The organism is Trichocoleus sp. DQ-A2 (genome assembly GCF_039961915.1).
Classification (GTDB): Bacteria; Cyanobacteriota; Cyanobacteriia; order Cyanobacteriales; family FACHB-T130; genus FACHB-T130.
Genome location: NZ_JAMPKD010000002.1, coordinates 117,241 through 138,001, shown reverse-complemented (window position 1 = coordinate 138,001; position 20,761 = coordinate 117,241). Strand labels below are relative to the sequence as shown.

15 protein-coding genes and 1 other RNA gene are annotated in these 20,761 nt (G+C 48.5%); 10 read left to right on the top strand and 6 right to left on the bottom strand.

What is annotated here, in order from left to right:
- Positions 1–155: 155 nt before the first annotated feature.
- Positions 156–1,481, bottom strand: coding sequence for a lipid-A-disaccharide synthase-related protein (locus NC997_RS02090; protein WP_190529396.1), 1,326 nt, complete (start codon positions 1,479–1,481; stop codon positions 156–158).
- Between the two features lie 224 nt (positions 1,482–1,705).
- On the opposite strand from NC997_RS02090, the gene NC997_RS02085 reads away from it, so the two are divergent.
- The 4 genes from NC997_RS02085 (at position 1,706) to NC997_RS02070 (ending at position 7,425) form a co-directional block, all read left to right on the top strand.
- On the top strand, positions 1,706–3,853 hold the full coding sequence (locus NC997_RS02085) for a BamA/TamA family outer membrane protein (protein ID WP_242031469.1): 2,148 nt from the start codon (positions 1,706–1,708) through the stop codon (positions 3,851–3,853).
- A gap of 64 nt (positions 3,854–3,917) precedes the next feature.
- Complete coding sequence (locus NC997_RS02080) at positions 3,918–5,636, top strand: serine/threonine-protein kinase (protein WP_190529394.1); 1,719 nt, start codon at positions 3,918–3,920, stop codon at positions 5,634–5,636.
- A 183-nt stretch (positions 5,637–5,819) separates the two neighbouring features.
- Positions 5,820–6,211: a transfer-messenger RNA gene (gene ssrA, locus NC997_RS02075) on the top strand.
- A 428-nt stretch (positions 6,212–6,639) separates the two neighbouring features.
- On the top strand, positions 6,640–7,425 hold the full coding sequence (locus NC997_RS02070; protein WP_190529392.1) for a hypothetical protein: 786 nt from the start codon (positions 6,640–6,642) through the stop codon (positions 7,423–7,425).
- Positions 7,426–7,433: 8 nt separating this feature from the next.
- Here the strand turns inward: NC997_RS02070 and NC997_RS02065 are convergent, their stop codons facing one another.
- A complete protein-coding gene (locus NC997_RS02065; RefSeq protein WP_190428667.1) occupies positions 7,434–8,387 on the bottom strand; it encodes a YihY/virulence factor BrkB family protein in 954 nt (317 codons plus the stop codon).
- Between the two features lie 151 nt (positions 8,388–8,538).
- Between NC997_RS02065 and NC997_RS02060 the strand changes: the two genes are divergently transcribed.
- Positions 8,539–9,117, top strand: a complete 579-nt coding sequence (locus NC997_RS02060; RefSeq protein WP_199303172.1) for a hypothetical protein — start codon at positions 8,539–8,541, stop codon at positions 9,115–9,117.
- A gap of 94 nt (positions 9,118–9,211) precedes the next feature.
- Here NC997_RS02060 and thrC read toward each other — a convergent pair whose 3' ends face one another.
- From thrC to rimO, 3 genes are all read right to left on the bottom strand, one after another.
- Positions 9,212–10,324, bottom strand: coding sequence for a threonine synthase (gene thrC, locus NC997_RS02055; protein ID WP_190529598.1), 1,113 nt, complete (start codon positions 10,322–10,324; stop codon positions 9,212–9,214).
- 187 nt (positions 10,325–10,511) lie between these two features.
- Complete coding sequence (locus tag NC997_RS02050; RefSeq protein WP_190428666.1) at positions 10,512–11,945, bottom strand: DEAD/DEAH box helicase; 1,434 nt, start codon at positions 11,943–11,945, stop codon at positions 10,512–10,514.
- Between the two features lie 128 nt (positions 11,946–12,073).
- Positions 12,074–13,399, bottom strand: coding sequence for a 30S ribosomal protein S12 methylthiotransferase RimO (rimO, locus tag NC997_RS02045; protein WP_190428665.1), 1,326 nt, complete (start codon positions 13,397–13,399; stop codon positions 12,074–12,076).
- Between the two features lie 338 nt (positions 13,400–13,737).
- Here rimO and btpA point away from each other — a divergent pair, with 338 nt between their 5' ends.
- The 3 genes from btpA to NC997_RS02030 all read left to right on the top strand — a co-directional run bounded on the left by btpA (position 13,738) and on the right by NC997_RS02030 (position 18,204).
- Positions 13,738–14,580 carry a photosystem I biogenesis protein BtpA gene (gene btpA, locus NC997_RS02040; RefSeq protein WP_190415113.1) on the top strand — a complete coding sequence of 281 codons (843 nt, stop codon included), beginning with the start codon at positions 13,738–13,740 and terminating at the stop codon, positions 14,578–14,580.
- 163 nt (positions 14,581–14,743) lie between these two features.
- Positions 14,744–15,688 carry a vitamin K epoxide reductase family protein gene (locus NC997_RS02035; RefSeq protein WP_190433139.1) on the top strand — a complete coding sequence of 315 codons (945 nt, stop codon included), beginning with the start codon at positions 14,744–14,746 and terminating at the stop codon, positions 15,686–15,688.
- A 359-nt stretch (positions 15,689–16,047) separates the two neighbouring features.
- Positions 16,048–18,204 (top strand): CHASE2 domain-containing protein, encoded by a 2,157-nt coding sequence (locus NC997_RS02030; protein WP_190529390.1) that lies wholly within the window; start codon positions 16,048–16,050, stop codon positions 18,202–18,204.
- A gap of 198 nt (positions 18,205–18,402) precedes the next feature.
- On the opposite strand, the gene NC997_RS02025 is transcribed toward NC997_RS02030, so the two are convergent.
- Positions 18,403–18,609, bottom strand: a complete 207-nt coding sequence (locus tag NC997_RS02025; RefSeq protein WP_190529388.1) for a hypothetical protein — start codon at positions 18,607–18,609, stop codon at positions 18,403–18,405.
- Between the two features lie 98 nt (positions 18,610–18,707).
- On the opposite strand from NC997_RS02025, the gene nuoB reads away from it, so the two are divergent.
- Together nuoB and NC997_RS02015 are read left to right on the top strand one after the other, a co-directional pair.
- A complete protein-coding gene (gene nuoB, locus NC997_RS02020; RefSeq protein WP_190529386.1) occupies positions 18,708–19,448 on the top strand; it encodes an NADH-quinone oxidoreductase subunit NuoB in 741 nt (246 codons plus the stop codon).
- Between the two features lie 23 nt (positions 19,449–19,471).
- A complete protein-coding gene (locus NC997_RS02015; RefSeq protein WP_190529384.1) occupies positions 19,472–20,737 on the top strand; it encodes an FAD-dependent oxidoreductase in 1,266 nt (421 codons plus the stop codon).
- Positions 20,738–20,761: the final 24 nt, after the last annotated feature.

The window sequence follows — 20,761 nt, the reverse complement described above, 5'->3', positions numbered from 1 at the left end:
TTTATTCTCTATTATAGTTGGGACATCAACTCAATTAAATAAACGGGGTGGGCATGAGTTGGGCAATCATTTCTTTCAACAAGGCTACGCCATCAGAGTAGGGGAAGAACAACTTTGCTCCCCTACTGTCAGTGGCAATTAGCAATGGGTTGAGCCTAAATTGAAAAGTAAAAACCCAACAAGCGTTCCATCACACAAGCCGCAATCCGCTCGGCGGCTCCCGCTTCTCCCATGCGGCGGCGTCCATTTTCAGCAATCAGTTGCAGCCGATCGGGGTCGCGTAATAAATATTGCACAACCCCGGCGACTTTAGCGGGTTGTTCTACCAAAATCAGGGAGGGTCCTAGCAGGCGAGATTGAGCTTCGGCAAAGGCGCTCGTAAACTGAGGGCCTTCTCCGGGGATCGCGATCGCGGGTTTCCCCAATCCGACAAACTGCTCGGTTGCCGTACCAGCCATTGCGATCGCTAAATCTGCTTCATTCAAGCAATCGTTATAAGCGTGCTGAGTCAGAATCAGAGTGCCATTTTCTTTCGTAAAAGTTCGTGCTTCTGGGTCAGAAATGGGCGAGGGGGAAAATTTCTCACTTTCCTCCAGTCCATTAGATTGTCGCCAACCGTGAGCCTCAAGGGTTTGGTACAAAGGATCTAAATTTAACCCAAGTGCGATCGCTCCCAGGAATAGGACGGGTCGAGGTGCAAACCCCTGCATTAACCCCACACAAGCTTGCATAATTTGCTGCCAATTGGCATAAGCTTCGGGAGGTCTAGAACCAGGGAGAAGAGCCACAATTAGCGATCGCCTCATCTCTTCCTGTTCAGCATTTGACGAATAAAATATTGCTTTTGGTCTGGGTGGTTCCAAACCGTCCATCATCGGGTTCCCTAAATCAAACGCCGGGATAGGCCACTTCTTTAACATCTGAGTTGTCAGCCCATCTCTGGGAAACACCGCCTTACAACGCCGCTGACTCATCAGCCAACGTTCCCAAGGCAAGTAAACAGACCCAGACCAACCTTCCCAGCGCCCTCGTTGGTCGCGCCGTGGCAATGGCCCCGCTTCATCTCGCAAATAATATTCCGATTTAGCCGTACCCACAAAAGCATAGGGAACGCCGCTTAACCAGCCAAACAACAGCGGGACAATATCCCCCACCGCCAGGATTACCCCTCTACCTCGCTCCTTGGGTCTGCCTGGGGACGCCCACTTTCGGATTGCGCGGTGCTGGGCGAGGGTGAGCTGTAATAAACCGCCCTGTACATCTCGCACCAGTTGACGCCCATCCATATAGATAAAGCCACCGGAGGGCATCGTCTGCACGGGGCCAATGATCGGGATATCTAGCTCAGCATAAGCTCGCCCATCGCCTACCAATGGCAAGGCTGCTAGTTCCAAAGAATGAGACTGTTGCTGAAGTTGTTGCAAAATCCGGACGGCAATGATGTCCTCCCCATGACCATTGCTGAGGCACAGTACCCTCATCCCAGACCTCCACAGATTTTAGATTTTCGATTGTTTGTCCATCGCCAATCCAAAATCCAACCTTCCTGACTCCAGAGAAGCCAGGGAAAAATTTCCAAATTCAAAATCGACGAATGGAACCAGACGGCAATAGCGAGTGTCAAATTTAACAAAACCTCGTAAGCGATAAGCAATTAGCGATTTTACACTAGCTACCGTCTTATACCATTTCGCTGGATATCTGTATGCAATCTCCTTCTCCTCCTCTCTCTCCCTGGTTTTCTATAATGCGCGTTCCTTCTTTGGCTATTTGCACTTTAGCGGTTTTGGCTGCGAGCGATCTCAGTTCTCTGGCTAGCGCCAGTACAACTTCTTCCTCTCCAACCCAGACACCAAACGCTGAAGAAGTTGTCGTTGTCCCGGTCACTTCCGATGTGCCTTCCTCAACAGCCGCAACTCAAAAAATAGCAGATGCTCAGGTCGTTGTCCCCGTTAGTTCGGGTACGCGCCAGCCATCCGCGCCAGCTCAACAACCCGTCAATCCTGAGGTAGTTGTTCCCGTTAATTCTGCCACCACCCGCCCCGCGAGAGCCATTGCGGCACCGGAAACCCGGACACTGCCTCAATTTACTCAGACGACTCGCGTTCCCCAAAAAGCGCCTGCTAGCTCTCTCAATTCACCAGATTTGGTCGTGACCGCGACAGGTATTGAGGTAGCGGGGGCGACACCAGAGTTGCAGCAAATTGTCCGTCAAACGATTAAAACTCGTCCGGGTGGAGATACCAGTCAAAGCCAACTGCAAAAGGATGTGACGGCGATTTTAGCGACCGGGCTATTTACTGGTGCCAACGTAACCAGTTATACCGAGCCAAGTGGACTGAGGACAGTCTTTGAGGTGAAACCCCTAGTGGTGCGATCGCTCAAACTTTCCGGTGCCCAAGCCTTGACCCCAGCAGTTGCCAACGACATTTTCAAATCCCAACTGGGGGCAAAAATTAGCCCCAATGCCCTCAACCAAAGTGCCGAACAACTCAACCAGTGGTACAAGCAAAATGGTTATGTGGCAGCACAAGTGCTAGCCGTGCAACCCAGCCGGGATGGGGTCGTCACCATTGAAGTCGCTGAGGGTACCGTTGGGGATATAAAAATCCGCTTTTTAGACACCGAAGGAAAGCCAACCAAAGGACGCACCCAAGAAAATTTCGTCCGTCAGGAGTTAAAACTGAAGCCGGGTCAACCCTTCCGGGTGGATGCGGCACGGACAGACTTGCAACGGCTGTATCAGTTAGGGCTGTTTGACAACGCCGATGTTTCCCTCAGTGGCGATTCTCGGAAAGTTGATGTGAGCTACGACCTTACCGAACGCACTTCCCGCGCCGTTAACGTCGGTGGTGGCTACAGCGAGAACAGTGGCATCTTCGGCAGCATTAATTATAAAGACCAGAATTTCGGAGGCATTAACCAGCAGGTAGGTCTGAATGTCCAAGCAAGCCGCAGCGACTTACAGTTTAATGGGAATATTACCAGTCCCTATCGCGCCAGCAATCCAGACCGCCCTGGATATACTATCGAGGCATCTCGACAGCGGCAACTTTCAGAAACCTTTAACGAAGATGTCAAGTTGCCAAATGGGGACAGAGTTCGGGAAGGGCAGTTTGGCGGCGGCGTCACCTTCACGAAACCTGTAGGCGATGTGCAGGCATCGGTAGGCGTGAACTACACCCGCACCAGCATCCGCGATAGCAAAGGCAATCTCTCACCCGTAGATGAATTAGGAAATCGCCTTTCCTATAGCCAAAACGGTATCGACGACAAAGTTTCCGTGTCTGCTGGGATCGCACAAGACAAACGAGACAATCCAATTAACCCAACCAAAGGGTCGGTCGTCAGCCTCAGTACAGAACAATCGATCCCGGTTGGGAACGGCAGTATCTTGATGAACCGGGTTAAGGCAAACTACAGCCAGTACATACCCTTTAATTTAACCAACGGTGCAACTCCAGATGTATTAGCCTTCAACGTGCAGGGAGGCACAACCATCGGCAATCTCCCGCCCTATGAAGCCTTTAATCTAGGTGGCATCAATTCTGTACGGGGCTACGGAAGTGGTGATGTTGCCAGCGGTCGCAGCTATGTGTTAGCCTCTGCCGAGTATCGCTTCCCAGTTTTTAAGCCGGTAGGTGGCGTTTTATTCGCTGACTTTGGCTCCGACTTAGGCTCTGGCGATACGGTGCCGGGAGAACCTGGAACTGTCCGTGGCAAACAAGGAACTGGCTTTGGCTACGGAGCTGGTGTGCGCGTCCAATCCCCGATTGGCTTGCTTAGGGCTGACTTTGGTATCAACGACCACGGTGAAAGCCGACTCCAATTCGGGATCGGTCAAAGGTTCTAACATCGGAAGGAAGAGAAATTTAAAATGAGTTCAAATTAGCTCATCCTTCATTCTTGGTGATTGCATGGACACGCTAGTTGGCAAAACTTTGCAGGGTGGCAAATACACTCTCGATCGAGAACTGGGACGGGGTGGCTTTGGCGTTACCTTTCAAGCCACCCACCACTACTTGGGGCAACCTGTAGTCATTAAAACGCTCAACGATTCCCTCTGTCGGCATCCTGACTTTGCCAGATTTGCGCGTCAGTTTCAGGATGAAGCAAGACGTTTAGCGTTGTGCGTCCATCCCAATATCGTTCGGGTTAACGATTTCTTTTTGGAAGCTGGGTTGCCCTACCTGGTAATGGACTATATTGCGGGTCAAACTTTGCAAGAGGTCGTGTTTCCGGACAAGCCGCTGCCAGAGTCCGCTGCTATCCACTTCATGCAGCAGATTGGGGCAGCAGTCAAAGTGGTGCATCAAAATAATCTGCTGCATCGGGATATCAAGCCCCAGAACATCATTCTGCGCCAAGGAACTCAAGAGGTGGTGCTGATTGACTTTGGGATTTCGCGGGAGTTTACGCCAGACTCAACCCAAACTCACACAAGTATTGTTTCCGAAGGGTATGCCCCCATTGAGCAGTACCTGCCCCAAGCAAAGCGCACCTCAGCGACGGATGTTTATGGGTTAGCCTCCACACTTTACGCGCTGTTAACGGCAACAGTACCAACGCCTGCGGTACTCAGAGACAGGCAACCGATGCCAGCGCCCCGCGACTTAAAACACTACCTAAGTCCGGCGGTAAATCAGGCGGTGATGCGCGGGATGGCTGTTGATGCTCAATATCGACCTGGCAGTGTAGATGAGTGGCTGTCTCTGTTGCCGGATCTTCAGTTTGGAGGTTCCACTGCCGAAACAATGCCGCCAACTCATACAGTGGCAACTATCCCAGCGAGCTCTCCATCACCGCCTAGAGGCGAAGCTTTGGTGGGAAAAAATTCGGGTTCAAGAAATGGAGGCGCGATCGCTTCGCCCGTACCAGAAGAAAGAAACCATCAATCCAGTTCTTCCTTCTTCCGAAATCCCCGCAGTCTTTTCATTGCTACAGGAATCGCGATCGCATCCGGTTTAGCGATCGCGTTGAGTTCTGTCTGGCGTCAGCCTCAACCGCCTGACGCTTCCCCTGTTGCCCAACCGGAATCCCAGCCGCAAAATCAGCCACAAGAGGCACAAACTGTCACTCCCGAATCCGTAGAGAAAGTTAATATCACCCCTACTGAGTCTGAACGGCAACCCGTTGAAGTTCAAAAATCCTTCCGCAGAAAATCTCAGCAGCGGGTTAACCGCGATGTTCCAGATGTTCCTGCAAACACTTCATCGAAATCCCCGAACTCAAACAAGCCGCAATCTAATCGTGAAACGAACAAGAACGCCGGACAGGCAGAAATAGAACGTCGCGAGCAAAAACAGCCGGTTCCTACATCCGAAAAAACTCCGCCACCGGCTGCTAACAATCCACAACCTTCTCCCGCTTCGGAACAGCCGCCACCATCCCCGGTTGCCAATCCGCAGCCTCCCGCCGCTTCGGAAGTGACGCCGCCATTCCCTCGCAGCGATCGCAAGCCAACTAATCCTGCTCCCTCATCTGCACTAGAGACTTCCGCACCGCCAGGTTCAGTTGTCGTGCCAGTTGTTAAACCAGAAACTCAATCCCAACCGGAATCGGAAAAGAAGTCTAAGCCGGACAAGCCAGAAAAACCGGACAAGCCGGAGAAATCGGACAAACAGAAGGATAATTAGCGACTGCTTGTATCGACGTTTGCACAATTGGCAGCGATCGCTTTTCCCTCTATATTTGGGATGCCAACCGCCGATTAAACCGAACTGAATCGTTCGGCTATTACTCCCGAAAACTGTCTCTGGAAACCTTGTTAAATTCAGTCATTCCTTCAACAAATAACTATAATAGAATATGTGAGACAGGGGGCCTTAATGGTTTCGACAGGTTGGCGAACGCTGCCCCGTGATTCAGGTCGAGAGTGAGTCTTCTCTCGTTAATACTGGACTCAAAAAAAAGTAACTGCGAAAAACAACATCGTAGCATTCGCTCGTCAGGCAGCTGTCGTTGCCTAAAAACCTCATCTTAGGTTTCTGAGCGTCTGTAGTCTGACTCCGTTAAGGGCTACAGAACAACCCCAACGGATGCGATAGCAAGTCGTCTCTGGTAGATTTGCTAGCTAAGACCTCATCAGAGAATCCTGTCATCCGGGATAATGGATGGTTCCCGCCTTGAGGGTTAGATAGGCTAAACCTGTGAATGAGCGATAGGTTAATACCCAATTTGGACACGGGTTCGATTCCCGTAGGCTCCACTTCTAATTACTTTTTCAAACCACCTTCTACCCAAAAGTACAAGGTGGTTTTTGCTTTTAATAAGTTTAGTTTTAATTATCTTAGGTTAATCGTTTAGAATCAACTTTCCTGGAAAGCAGACCTAATAACACTTTTGCGTGTCGGTGTCCATTCTTCGACGGAAATCTCAATAGACTTTGACTTGACACTTTGTTATATATTGCTTAATCTGTCATTAACTTATTCTTAATCATTTTGACGCGGGACTTTTACCAAAACACGAGCGTAACCTCGTGCCATTTGTGCTGGATATCGCGATCGCTAGCCGAGAAATCCCGTACACTTCCTGCTTTTTAATCGCCCATTATCACTCAAATAGCACTTTAAAAATTCGGGAAATTTTTCAATTCTTCATTTCACCAAGCTTAAATTTTTTAAGAGAGGTTTCAAAATGCAGTTTTTCATCTCTCCAAAGAAAGCTAGGAAATTTCTGATTTTCGCAGTCATAGGGTTCATCTTTGCCAGCCTTGCCAGTCAGTTAACAAGGCACTTCTTATACCAGCAAGGTTATAAGCTCTTATGGTTAAATAAAGTAGTAGAGTTATTCAACGTCGATCGCGAGAAAAATTTTCCAGCGTTGTTTTCAGCATCGCTGTTATTACTTTGTTCAATTTTACTAGCGGTTATTACCTACGCGAAGAAAACTGAAAGCGATCGCTATACCTTCCACTGGGGCGCTCTGTCGGTTCTTTTTCTCTTTCTATCAGCAGACGAATGGCTAAGTTTCCATGAAAAGACGATCGAGCCACTTCGAGATACATTCAAAGCTACCGGATTTTTATACTATACTTGGGTAATTTTCGGTATTGCTTTTGTATTTCTTACCTTAATATTCTTCTTAAAATTTCTCGTCCATCTTCCCGCAAAGATACGGCGTTTATTTCTGATTGCCGGAACTTTCTTTGTTGGAGGGTCCATTGGCATGGAGTTAGTGAGTGGATTTTACGTATATCACTATGGTCGTTTAATTTGGGGAGCCACTTCAACCAAGCAGACAATACAGGCGATTGGATATATGCTGATGTCAAGCTTGGAAGAGTGCTTGGAGATGGTCGGTGTTGTTCTCTTTATCTATGGAGTGATGTCTTACATGAGTTCCTATGTCAAAGAAGTGCAAATCCGCATTGAGGAGGAAACACCGACGGTTCCCTTAATGAAGTACCCAGAAAAAGTTTAAATCTCAATTTACCCAGCTTTTGATTCTGGTGCCGACTCAGCCTCTAAAGAGGCTAGTTTCGCCTTGCTGTGATGCCGCATAGATTCTCCCACCGTAACGTTTAACTGATCGCCAATCAGCAGTACTAGAGAACTCATATACAGCCATAGCATTAAAACAATAACGGCACCTACTGCACCATAGGCTTTGTTGTAATTACCAAAGTTAGAGACGTAAAGCCGAAACAAAGCTGATATAATCGCCCAGGATACAGCCGCTACCATTGCTCCTGGCATAATCGGGGTTCCAGCAACCCAGCGGCTAGGACCATAGCGATAGATAAAAGCAAAGGCTGAGGCGACAATGCCTAATGCCAAAGGCCAGCTAAAAAGCCGCCAAATACTTAACAATTCCAATAATCCACTTTGGCTGATTAATAGCTTCACAATCAGGTCGCTAATAAATACTAAAAAGGAAGCAATAATCAGCAGGACAATGGTACCAATTGTTAGAGCGATAGAAATTAATTTGGCTTTCCAAAAGGGTCGGGTTTGTTCTAGCGGAATCTGATGGATTTGATCGAGAGCGGTCATGGCGGCACTCAGCGCCCCAGAAGACGCCCAAATAGCTGCAACAAAACTGAGGGAAAACAGCCCTTGATTTTGCGATTGACTGATTTCGCGGGCAAAACCTTCAATAAGGAAAAGAGCTTCTTGAGGAGCAATTTCACTCAATTGCTTAGCTAACCCTTCAAAAGTGTCTGATGAGGATTGAAACAGGCCAATTGCGGTCAAGATTGCCAAAATGGCTGGAAACAAAGCTAACATGGCGTTGTAGGCCATTTCTGCCGAAAGTCCTGTTAACCGCCGTTGGGCTACGCGCTGGAAGGTTTTCTTTAAAGTCGCCCAGCTGAGATGTCGAAAGAAACGGAAAAAACGGATTGAGGAGCCTCTAAGAGCAGCATAGGCTAAGAACGAGCGCATTATTGTTTGATTCCGTATACAACGTTTTCTATACTGTGCCAAATCAACTACTAAGGTTACAGGGGTTTTGTAAAACTATCGATAGTGTGTATGACAAATCGGCAAATTTTGTTAAAAATTGATCGTTGTAACCGATGAGGAGTCGTTATTAATGGCCCACGAGGTAGCGCAGTGGTTGGCTGAAATTAAGACCCTGAAACAGCAGCTAGCAGAGTTAGAGCGCGATCGCGATGCGGCTTTGGAAAGTGCGGCAAACTGGCGTCAACTGTATAACACAGAAGCGCAGCAACGCCGAACTGAGGCAAAGCTAGCTCAACAACAGATTGAAAAGCTCAAAAGTCAACTACGGCAACTCCAGAGTTCACCACAACCCACAGAGGACAATCCGGGTGCTGTAGAGGCGATTCGTGCAGAAGTAGAACAACTAGAAAATTTGGAGGAGTTGAAAGCGAAACTAACCGAGGCGATGGTTGAGCGCGATCGCCTTACCCAGGCTTTAAAATCTGAGCAGACCAATCATGCACAAACCCGCAGAAGTTTAACGACTGCGATTGGGGATACCCTCGATCGACTTAGCCGGGAGCGCATAACCCGCCAACCAGCCGCATCAGGCCAATCAGCTCCGCGCGGTCAGTGGGTAGGAGTAAGCACTCAAGCTAGCAAAAACAATAAACAAACCCCTCCGTCTTCACAAGAAGAGGAGGGGCGCAATCCCGGCTCAAAAGCTTAAAAGGTGTAAAGTTCCCTCCTTAACCACCGCAATAAGGAAGGTTTGGAGGGAGCGCACACTTCAGAAATAATCTAATGAAACTGAGCCTAACTGCTCAAAATCCCATTACCTCAGCCACGGTCGCTAAATTTGGCTCAATTCCCTGTTTAAACGAATTTTCGCTATGTTTAATTGCCGTATCTGGGTCTTTTAAACCATTCCCAGTCAGGACGCACACTACGGTAGCGCCTGCGGGAACTTGATCTTTTACTTTCAGAAGTCCAGCGACGGAAGCCGCACTAGCCGGTTCGCAGAAAATGCCTTCTTCGGATGCCAAGAGACGATAGGCTTCTAGAATTTCGGCATCTGTTACCGCATTGAACTGACCCATGCTGGCTTGTTGCGTAGCGATCGCCCGTTCCCAGTTAGCAGGATTACCGATGCGAATAGCGGTTGCCAGGGTTTCTGGATTCGGCACTGCCTGACCTGTAACCAGGGGAGATGCGCCAGACGCTTGGAATCCCATCATTCGGGGCAAGCGCTCGCATTTCCCTTCCTGATGATATTGACAAAATCCCATCCAGTATGCAGTAATATTTCCGGCATTCCCTACGGGGATGCACAGCCAATCGGGAGCATTTCCTAACGCTTCTACCACTTCAAAAGCAGCAGTTTTTTGTCCTTCTAAGCGATAGGGATTTACCGAGTTCACCAGCGTGACGGGGTAATTTTCTGCCATCTCCCGTACAATTTCAAGCGCCCGGTCAAAATTTCCTTTAATTGCCAAAACTTCCGCCCCATACAGCAACGCCTGAGCTAACTTGCCTAGCGCCACGTAACCATCGGGAATCAATACAAACGCTCGCATTCCGCCCCGACGGGCATAGGCAGCAGCAGCGGCTGAAGTGTTGCCGGTACTGGCGCAAATGACGGCTTTGGCACCAGCTTCCTTTGCCTTAGAAATTGCCATCGTCATCCCCCGGTCTTTAAAGCTACCAGTGGGATTGAGACCGTCATACTTCACCAACACGCGCACCTGTTTACCCACAATCTGAGAGATCGCGGGAACCGGGATCAATGGAGTATTGCCCTCCAGCAGTGTTACGACTGGCGTTGTGTCCGTCACCGGCAGATATTGCCGATATGCCTCAATCAGTCCAGGCCAGGACTGCCGTCCAACAGGGTTACTTAGGGCAGGAGAATTCGCAGCAGATACAGTTAAAGCCACAGGAGTCAGAGAGGGGAAAGGGATTGCCAAAGTGGGTTCGCTCCAGAGTTTGTCTATAAAAAACCGACCCTTGAACTAAACCCACTCTTCTCAAAATGGAGAGGGGAGACGGGGAGAAGTTCACCCCTGTCATTTATTCTCTCTCCTTCAACAGAAGCTAGAAGAAATTTTCGTTTTCTACGCTACTTTAATTGCGGATTTCTTCAGGCTTTTGCCTTCTGACTTCTGTGTTCTCGCTTTTCACTTCTGGTTTGGGACGCTTGATCAGCTTTGGCTTAGTAGAGATTCCCCGATCGTCCATTGGTGTTTCTTGTTCGCTGGACATCCAAGAGGGACGAGTTTGGTCGTACACCATTTGCAGTGCTGCTGCCGCGATCGCATGGGCGTCGTATTCTTCACTCAATTGCGCCACGACAGGCAAGAATGAAGCCATGCGCTCTCCGCTCAATACTTCGCGTACTTGAGCTTGCAGTTTTTCCAGACGTCGTCCTTCGATCTCCGCCCGTGTGGGAATTTGGACGATTTTCAGGGTTTGTCGGACTTTGCGCTCAATTAGCACCAATTTCCGACGATCCATCGGTTGAATCAGGGAAATGGCTGTTCCTGCGTTACCAGCGCGACCTGTACGCCCGATCCGGTGGATGTAGCTTTCCACGCTATCTGGCAGATCGTAGTTAATCACATGGCTCAGGTGGTCAACGTCTAAACCCCGCGCCGCAATATCGGTGGCGACTACCCAGCGCACTTGGTGTTGGCGGAACCTCATCAGCAGCCGTTCCCGGGCTTGTTGATTGAGGTCGCCGTGGTACTCGTCTACACTGTGACCGGCAGCTTGCAGTTGGTTGGTCAGTTCCGCGGCTGTCTTGCGTGTCCGCACAAAGATTAGGGCAGATTCGGGATCTTCTAGTTCTAGGATGGGCAGCAAGGCGCGAGATTTTGACCAGCCGCGGGGCACCATGTACACCACCTGGTTAATCCGGGAGGGAGCGGCTTTGGGCTGCTCCACAGAGACGTTCATTGGCGATCGCAAGAACTTCGCAATCAATTTTTGAATGGTCGGCGGCATTGTCGCCGAGAAAAATGCCGTCTGACGCTCAGTGGGGACTTGCTTGAGGATGGTTTCTACATCGTCAATAAAGCCCATGCTCAACATTTCATCGGCTTCATCTAATACCAGCCAGTTGACTTGATCGAGCTTAAGCTCTCCCCGGTTGAGCAAATCAATCACCCGTCCTGGGGTTCCAACTACGATCTGAACGCCCTGTCTGAGGCGCTGGATCTGCCGGTCGATAGCTTGACCGCCATATACTGTCAGCACGCCCAACCGCCGCTCGTTGCTAAAGCTGCGAATTGCCAGAGCAACTTGCTGAGCTAATTCCCGCGTCGGTGTCAAAATCAGCGATTGGACTGCGGGATTTTTAATGTCGATCCGTTCCAAAATCGGCAGCGAAAAAGCCGCTGTTTTGCCGGTTCCAGTTTGGGATTGTCCCACCACATCCCGACCAGCCAACAGATGAGGAATGGCTTGGGATTGAATTTGTGTGGGCGCAGTGAAGCCTAGTTTTTCTAGTTGCTGAATGCGAGCTTCTGAAAGGCCTAGGCTTGTGAACGAAAGGGTCATAATTTGTTGTTAGTTGTTAGTGTTCGAGAATTGTGAATTGCGAAGTATGAAGTTTTTAAGTATGAAGTTTGAAGTATGAATTAATATTTGCCTTGGTTCTTCAGCCTTCATTCTTGAGTTGTCATTCTTCATGCTTCGGGCTTGGCGACATGACCATACAGGTCGTAGATGTCAGTGCTTGTAATTTCCACCGATGCTATAGAACCTAATGGGACGTCGCCTTGGACGTAGACTAATCCGTCTACCTCCGGAGAAAATCGGGCAGATCGACCGATTAATTCCCCAGTTTCTGGATGTTCTTGCTCAATCAAGACATCAACCATCTTGCCGACACAAGCTTGATTTTTTCTCAAGGAAATTGGCTGCTGAACTTCCATCAAGGCATCCCTGCGGATATCCATGACTTCTTGGGGCAGTTGATTGGGCAAGGTGAAGGCAGGGGTGCCTTCTTCTGGAGAAAAAGTAAACACACCTACATGGTCAAATTCATGGCGCTGGACGAACTGTAGCAAGTGTGCAAAATGCTCTTCCGTTTCGCCAGGGAACCCGACAATGAAAGTGGTTCGCAGTACAGCATCAGGCAGAGCTGTTTTAATCCGCTCAATAATTTGGTCGTTTACCTGTCCCTGCCAAGGTCGGTTCATGGCGCGGAGAATTTCCGGGTGGGAGTGCTGTAACGGCAAATCCAAATAGGGCAATACGTTAGGAGTCTCCTGAATTGCTTCGATGACGGCTGGTGTTAAGCCTGTGGGATAGGCATAGTGCATCCGAATCCACGGAATGTTAACCTTTCCCAACTCCCGTAGAAGTTCCGCCAGTTTCGGCTTCCCGTAAATATCCAGACCGTAGTTGGTAGTGATCTGGGAGATGAGAATTAACTCTTGGACTCCTTCCGAGGCTAGCTGGTGGGCTTCGGCGACGATGGATTCAATGGAGCGCGATCGCTGATTTCCCCGGAGATGGGGAATAATGCAGAACGCGCAGCGGTAATCACATCCTTCCGCTACCCGCAGGTACGCGACACCTTCCGATGTCGTGCGGTAGCGAGGCGTTGTTTCATCGGCTATGTAGGTCGGCAGCTCTGAAACTTGCTTGACCCGTTCACCGCCTTCCACTCGTTGAACCACATCGACGATTTGGTGATAATCGCCGGTGCCCACCACGGCAACTGCTTCTGGCAATTCATCCAGCAGCTGCTCCTGGAAGTGCTGCGCCATGCAGCCTGTGATTACAATCTTTTTGTTCGCTTCCGCCAGTTCTACTAAGGTGCGGACAGACTCTGTCCTTGCAGCCTCAATAAAACTACATGTATTAACTATAACATATTCTGCTAATTCTTCATTACTGTCTACCTGGTACCCTGCCTGTACCAACAGACCTAACATATGTTCGGTATCAATACGGTTTTTTTCGCAGCCCAAGTGAGAAATTGCAATTGTTGGCTTATTGCCCATGCGGTTTAGATACGGCTAAAGAAATTCTGTTAGAAGCTGAAGCCAAAATATTATACCCTATTCTTGGCACAGCAGTGTATTACCCAGTGGGACGTGAGTGTCAAACTGGGAGGATCGGTTTGGGTATGAAGATAGGAGTTGAGTCGTTGAAGAATCTATCTTCCACTCACCAACCAGAGTAGGGAACTGGATAGTGGTATCTACCCCTGTCTCCATTCTAGATAAAATTCTAGAATGGCATCATCCAAGATGCGATTCATTTCACTGCTATTTTTGCTGCTTGGAGGAGAAGAACCGACAGGTGTAGCAAGAATTCGCCGGTGTTTTCAGGTAGACAAGTGGACTTAAATCAAATCTTCAAGACACCGAATCCCATCATTGGCGTGGTTCATCTTCTGCCGCTGCCGACATCTCCCCGCTGGGGAGGTAGCCTGAAAGCGGTTATCGATCGAGCTGAGCAGGAAGCGACAGCGCTATCTGCGGGAGGCGTGAACGGCATTATTGTGGAAAATTTCTTTGACGCCCCTTTTAGTAAAAACCAGGTAGATCCAGCGGTCGTTAGTGCAATGACACTGATTATCCAGCGGCTGATGAACTTGGTGACGTTACCTGTAGGCATTAATGTATTACGCAATGATGCCCATAGCGCGATCGCAATTGCATCCTGCGTCCACGCTCAGTTTATCCGCGTCAATGTCCTCACTGGGGTCATGGCAACTGACCAAGGGCTGATTGAGGGAGAGGCGCATCAATTGCTCCGTTACCGTCGGGAATTGGGCAGTAATGTAAAAATTTTGGCAGATGTCTTAGTCAAGCACGGTCGCCCCTTAGGTTCCCCGAATCTGACCACAGCAGTGCAAGAGACGATTGAGCGGGGTTTAGCAGATGGCGTCATTTTAAGTGGCTGGGCGACGGGTAGCCCTCCGAGTCTAGAAGACTTGGAACTAGCAACCGCCGCTGCCAACGGGACGCCCGTATTTATCGGTAGTGGTGCCAACTGGGAAAATATTTCTACGCTGATGCAAGCCGCAGATGGCGTGATTGTTTCCAGCTCTCTCAAGCGCCACGGGCGGATCGAGCAGCCCATTGACCCGATTCGGGTCAGCCAATTTGTAGAAGCAACCCGACGCAGCTTTGCGACCAAAGCGGAACCCAAGCCAGTTTCTTCGGTCACTTATTAGTTGTTAGTTGCAGTTGTTAGTTGTTAGTTTTTAGTTGTTGGTTTTCTAAATTAACTCCAAAAAACTAACATCTCAAAACTTTTTACTGAGTTCTCTAACCTGCGATAATTTCGCGCTTCAGGTTTCTATTCTCACTTCTCAGCCCTCCTACCTCAGTTCTGACATGAGCCGCCGACGTTCTACTCCCTGGATTCATCGCTGGTCGCGTCTGCTGATTGCGGCGATCGCTATTTTAGGTGCCTTAGTGACGGGCTATCTAACCGTAGTCAAGCTAACAGGAGGCTCTGCTGCCTGTCCTACCAGCGGTTGCGATCAAGTCCTCTCCAGCCCCTACGCCACCGTCTTTGGTGTTCCCTTAACTTTGTTTGGCTTGCTGGCTTATGTCAGCATGGTCGCTTTTGCCCTCGCTCCAATGGCAGCCAACCCAGTTGAAAAAAAAGACCTGCATTCTCAACTAGAAAACTGGACATGGTTGCTATTATTTGCCGGTGGCACCGCTATGACGGTTTTCAGCGGCTACTTGATGTATCTACTGGCATTTGAAATCAAAGCCGTTTGTCTCTACTGTCTTGCCTCCGCTTTCTTCTCCCTTAGCTTGTTAGTGCTGACCTTGATCGGTCGCGCTTGGGAGGACTGGGGACAACTCTTTTTTACCGGGATCGTCGTGGCAATGGTAGCCCTAGTTAGCACTCTGGGCGTCTATGCCACTGTGAAATCACCAGTCGCTTCAGGGGGTGGCTCCGCCTCCACCGGATCGCAAACATTTCCCATTACCACCGTCTCTAGCTCCGCAGAAGTTGCTTTAGCGAAACATCTCAAAGAGGCAGGAGCTAAAATGTACGGTGCTTTCTGGTGTTCTCACTGCCACGATCAAAAGCAATTGTTTGGTAAAGAAGCATTCAGCCAAGTCAATTACGTTGAGTGTGCCGATCCCAATGCTCCACAAAAGCAGGCGGAAATCTGCCAAAAAGCGGGAATTCAAAGCTACCCCAGCTGGGAAGTCAACGGTAAATTGGTCGAGCCAGGTGTGAAATCTTTAGAGAAACTGGCTGATTTATCGGGTTATACAGGTCCTCGCAACTTTCAGAACTCCTTGCCAGGGCTTTAAATTTGGGTGCCATAGAAAATAGCGATGTCACCCGAAACGGAAAAAAAGATATTTGCCGTAGAATTATTTGGTCTTTTCAGCAGTTGCTAAAATTAAAACCGAATACTTCTACGGCAAAATCTTTGGCATGATGGGGTATCCTTTCATCATCCAATTATTTAGCACTTTACGGATAGCCAAAACAGCGACAACGCTGCTGTCTTAGTATTGAAGAAAGGATAATCAGCAACTCTGATTTTGAAAAAGTCTCTCATTGACTAGACTTAAAGTTTTCACCGAGCGATCTACACATACTTAGGAAAGTTGTATCACGATGGTGTATACAAAAAAATTGTTTGCATAACCCTGCAACCAGGTCGATGCTAAAAAAAAGTATATGGGCAAGATTGAAGCAACGGCTTCAACAAGAGCGCCGAGTGCCGATCGCTTCCTCGGCTGTTGCAAGCTGCATCATTATCCTGCGGATGGCTGGACTGTTTCAATCCTGGGAGTTGGCAGCCTTAGACCAGCTGTTTCGTTTGCGTCCTTCAGAACCAATAGACGAGCGCGTGGTAATTGTCGAAATTAACGAAAAAGACTTAAAGCACGTAGGACAATGGCCCATTCCTGACGCAGTCATGGCAACTTTAGTACAAAAATTAAATGCCTTTGAGCCACGAGCGATTGGTCTGGATATTTATCGCGATCTCCCAGTACCACCCGGTCATGCAGAATTCATCAAAGCTGGTCAAACTATCCCTAACTTGATCGGAATTGAACTATTGAAGACTGAAAAAAGCTTGGGTGTTCCACCATCCCCAGTACTAAACCGTCTCCAGCAAGTTGGTTTTAATAATGTGGTCGTTGATGCTGATGGTAAGGTGCGCCGTAGCTTTTTATATGCACACGTAGATAACAAACTACATACAAGTTTTGCGCTCCAGTTGGCGTTGATTTATTTGAAGGAAAAGGGAATTACTCCGAGTCCGTCGCGCGTGAACCCTGATTACCTACAGCTAGGGAGGGGTGTCTTCCCAGTTTTTAAATCAAATGATGGGGCTTATGTAACGGCTGATTCCAAGGGTTATCAAATATTAGCTAACTTTAAGCAACCCAATAGCTTTCAGATTGTTTCAATGGTAGATGTTCTGGCAAACCGCGTACAACCCAGCCTTCTGCGCGATCGCATTGTTTTGATTGGTTCAACCGCACCCAGCCTCCAGGATTTTTTCTACACCCCTTACAGTAGCCGTCTCAACCAAGGCGCACAAAGGATTTCAGGTGTCGAACTCCAAGCCAATTTTACCAGTGCGTTCCTGAGCGCTGCTCTGGACGGACGTTCCTTAATCAACGTCTGGCCCGATCTCGTAGAAGCCTTGTGGATTTTGGTTTGGTCGTGGATAGGTGCCTATATCAGTTGGCGATTGCGTCTCCTTAGAAAGTCTGGTCTCAGTATTTTAGCGGCTGGGGCTGGATTGCTCGGTATTTCCTACCTGGCCTTTCTCTTCGGTTGGTGGATACCGCTGATTCCTCCACTCCTGGGGCTTGTAGGGTCTGCGATCGCGATCGTGAGTCATCTGGCTTATTTGGAGGAGGAGTTAAAACGCTCTAAAGAGTTTTTGCAGAAGGTGATTAACACCATCCCCGATCCAATTTTTGTCAAAGACAAAGAACATCGTTGGATTATTTTAAATCAGGCATATTGCAAATTTATTGGTTATCCCCTAGAAACTTTACTTAAAAAGTCTGCTTATGAGTTTTTTCCTAAACATGAGGCTGAAGTTTTTTGGCAGAACAATGAGCAAGTGTTACAAGGTGGTGAGGAGCAAGAAAATGAAGAAGAATTTACGGATATCTTTGGTACAACTCACCTAATCGCTACCAAGCGATCGCTCCACAAAGATGCTGCCGGTAATATTTTTTTAGTTGGTGTCATCCGAGATATCACTGAACGCAAGCGGATAGAAGAAGAGTTGAAACGAACGGCAGAAGAGTTAATCCGTTCTAACGCCGAATTAAAGCTTTCAGAAGACCAGATGCGTCATCTGGCTTATCACGATCCACTGACTGGTCTACCTAACCGTAAACAATTCTACGAACGCATGGTTCAAGCTCTAGAATGGGGTAGTAGTAATAACCAGTTGTTTGCTCTTTTGTTTCTCGATCTGGATGGCTTTAAGCAGGTTAATGACACCCTCGGACATGACATGGGCGACCTGCTGCTACGGATGGTCGCTCAACGACTCACGGGTTGCTTGCGCGGCAGCGATACCGTCTCGCGTTTGGGTGGTGACGAATTTACAGTAATTTTACCTGCAATTAGTAGAGTTCAAGATGCTGCCAGAGTTGCAGAAAAGACTTTATCAACCCTATCTCAGCCTTTCATTCTCAACGGACAAACTATCTTCGTAACTGTCAGTATTGGTATTAGCATCTATCCTTTTAATGGGAACACTGTAGATACCTTAATTAAAAATGCAGACTCTGCTATGTACCGTGCCAAAGAACAGGGTCGCAATCGATTTCAATTCTTCTGATACTATTTTCTTGAGGAGTTGCAATTTACTCGTTGTTAATTAATAAAAATGCGCTTGCTCATTAGTTATGAAAAGGTTGCTATTAAAGAATAACGAATTCATTAATCAATAAAGAAATTTAAAATTACTCGTAGTCTTTCTAAAAATATTGCCTCAAAAACTGTAGATGACCTCTACAACCGGGCAACCCTGTTCAGTCTATGGTCTATCCTGTTCAGGAGTGCTTTTGCCTTCATGGAAGGGACGTTCGCAGCCCGTTTTGATTTTGACTGGAGAATATTTAGAATCGCCCAGTCGGGTGAATGCACGCAAAGAATTAGTTGTAACGATAGGAATGTAAGCCTCTGTTCTTCCCCAGATGATATGAGAAACAGAAGCGATCGCCTCTAGTTGAACTGATTTCACGAGGTGTTCAAGATGAACGCAATTCCAACTTCTATGCGGATCGAGACCCACAACATTCTCGATGCAAGCGTTTATAGATTGAGCTAAAGGAGGACAAAATGAATCCGACAGCAACCATTATTGAACCTGACAATCAAAAAACTCAGATTCTCAACCCCATTGAACGACCTGAGATTACCCATAGTCTTTCGGAAAATGTCGTTTTGACAACCGTAGACGATTTTTACAACTGGGCACGCCTCTCCAGCTTGTGGCCTATGATGTTTGGGACTGCCTGCTGTTTTATTGAAATGATGGGGATGTTTGCAGCCCGTTTTGATTTTGACAGATTTGGCTTGAAACCTTGGGCAAGTCCTCGTCAAGCTGACTTGATGATTACCGCAGGCACCATCACTATGAAAATGGCTCCAACATTGGTGCGCCTCTACGAACAAATGCCAGAACCCAAGTACGTCATTGCAATGGGTGCTTGCACGATTACCGGCGGTATGTTTAGCGCAGACTCACCAACAGCGGTGCGGGGAGTCGATAAGTTGATTCCGGTCGATGTTTATCTGCCGGGGTGTCCTCCCAGACCAGAAGCCGTGATTGATGCAATTATTAAACTGCGTAAGAAAATTGCCAATGACTCGATGCAGGAGCGAGATATCATTGCTCAGACTCATCGATACTACAGCATTCGCCACCAGATGAAGGTAGTTTCGCCAGCCGTTACGGGTGAATATTTAGAATCGCCCAGTCGGGTGAATGCACCCAAAGAATTAGTTGCAACGATGGGAATGCAAGCCTCTGTTCTTTCCCAGCCGATTTTAGAAACAGAAGCGATCGCCTCTAGTTGAACTGATTTCAAGAGGTGTTCAAGATGAACGCAATTCCAACTCCTCCGCAGACTAAGATACCCGCCACGACCCACGACATTGTCGATGTACAGCAAACACACTGCTGCATTGTCGGTGGAGGGCCTGCGGGGGCTGTTCTAGCGCTTCTTCTAGCCCGTCAAGGCATTCCGGTAATGTTACTGGAGGTACACAAGGATTTTGACCGCGATTTTCGGGGAGACACCATTCATCCATCGGTGATGGAAATCATGGATGAACTCGGTTTGGCGGATCGCTTGTTGCAGATGCGTCACACAAAGGTTCCCAGTCTTACTCTGAAGACGACCGAGGGGCCGATTCGATTTGTTGACCTCAGCCACTTGAAGACGAAGTACCCCTATATCACCATGCTTCCCCAGGTAGATTTCCTGCAATTCATTACTGAAGAAGCGAAACGCTATCCAAATTTTCAGATGGTGATGGGAGCAAACGTACAGGAGTTGATTGAAGAAAATGGGGTCATCCAGGGTGTACGCTACCGGGGACACGGCGGCTGGCATGAAGTCCGATGTCAAGTGGCCATTGGCGCAGACGGACGCTTCTCTCGCATCCGCCAATTAGCCGGGATGGAACCGATCAAGACTTCGCCACCAATGGATGTGCTTTGGTTCCGCTTACCTCGCAAAGCGGACGATCCCGAAGAAACAATGGGGCGCGTTGCTGGCGGTCGCCTTTTAGTTCTGCTGAACCGCTTTGATTATTGGCAGGTTGGCTATGTAATTCCCAAAGGTAGCTATCAACAGTTGCGGGAAGCGGGTTTAGAAACTTTGCGTCAGTCTGTATCTGAGACATCACCCTTGTTTGCAGACCGGATGCAAGAATTACATGATTGGAGCCAAGTGGCGCTGCTTACCGTCGAGTCTAGCCGCGTCAAGCGTTGGTATCGCCCTGGTTTGCTGCTGATTGGCGATGCGGCTCACGTCATGTCGCCAGTTGGTGGAGTTGGCATTAACTACGCGATTCAGGATGCAGTGGTCGCTGCAAATGTGCTGAGTGAGCCGCTGAAAAAAGGACAATTGCAAGAAAGCGACTTGGCGAAAGTACAGCGCCAGCGGGAGTTACCGACGCGGATTATTCAAGCCTTTCAGTCTTTGGTTCAGCAGCGAGTTATTGCGAAGGCGATTGACTCGACCCAGACATTTAAGCCGCCATTCTTGTTTCGTTTACCGATTTTGCGCGATATCCCGGCGCGTGTGATTGCTTTTGGCGTCTGGCCTGTTCGCATCAAGAAAAACTTAGAAGCAACTTAGCTCCAATCGCACTAACTCAAAGAC

Bases quoted from the DNA above. Each gene is read 5' to 3' on its own strand.
- NC997_RS02090 (WP_190529396.1), bottom strand. From the start codon at position 1,481: ATGAGGGTACTGTGCCTCAGCAATGGTCATGGGGAGGACATCATTGCC.
- rimO (WP_190428665.1), bottom strand. From the start codon at position 13,399: ATGGGCAATAAGCCAACAATTGCAATTTCTCACTTGGGCTGCGAAAAA.
- NC997_RS02015 (WP_190529384.1), top strand. From the start codon at position 19,472: ATGAACGCAATTCCAACTCCTCCGCAGACTAAGATACCCGCCACGACC.
- NC997_RS02070 (WP_190529392.1), top strand. From the start codon at position 6,640: ATGCAGTTTTTCATCTCTCCAAAGAAAGCTAGGAAATTTCTGATTTTC.
- NC997_RS02085 (WP_242031469.1), top strand. From the start codon at position 1,706: ATGCAATCTCCTTCTCCTCCTCTCTCTCCCTGGTTTTCTATAATGCGC.
- nuoB (WP_190529386.1), top strand. From the start codon at position 18,708: ATGAATCCGACAGCAACCATTATTGAACCTGACAATCAAAAAACTCAG.
- NC997_RS02080 (WP_190529394.1), top strand. From the start codon at position 3,918: ATGGACACGCTAGTTGGCAAAACTTTGCAGGGTGGCAAATACACTCTC.
- NC997_RS02030 (WP_190529390.1), top strand. From the start codon at position 16,048: ATGCTAAAAAAAAGTATATGGGCAAGATTGAAGCAACGGCTTCAACAA.
- NC997_RS02035 (WP_190433139.1), top strand. From the start codon at position 14,744: ATGAGCCGCCGACGTTCTACTCCCTGGATTCATCGCTGGTCGCGTCTG.
- NC997_RS02065 (WP_190428667.1), bottom strand. From the start codon at position 8,387: ATGCGCTCGTTCTTAGCCTATGCTGCTCTTAGAGGCTCCTCAATCCGT.
- NC997_RS02050 (WP_190428666.1), bottom strand. From the start codon at position 11,945: ATGACCCTTTCGTTCACAAGCCTAGGCCTTTCAGAAGCTCGCATTCAG.
- NC997_RS02060 (WP_199303172.1), top strand. From the start codon at position 8,539: ATGGCCCACGAGGTAGCGCAGTGGTTGGCTGAAATTAAGACCCTGAAA.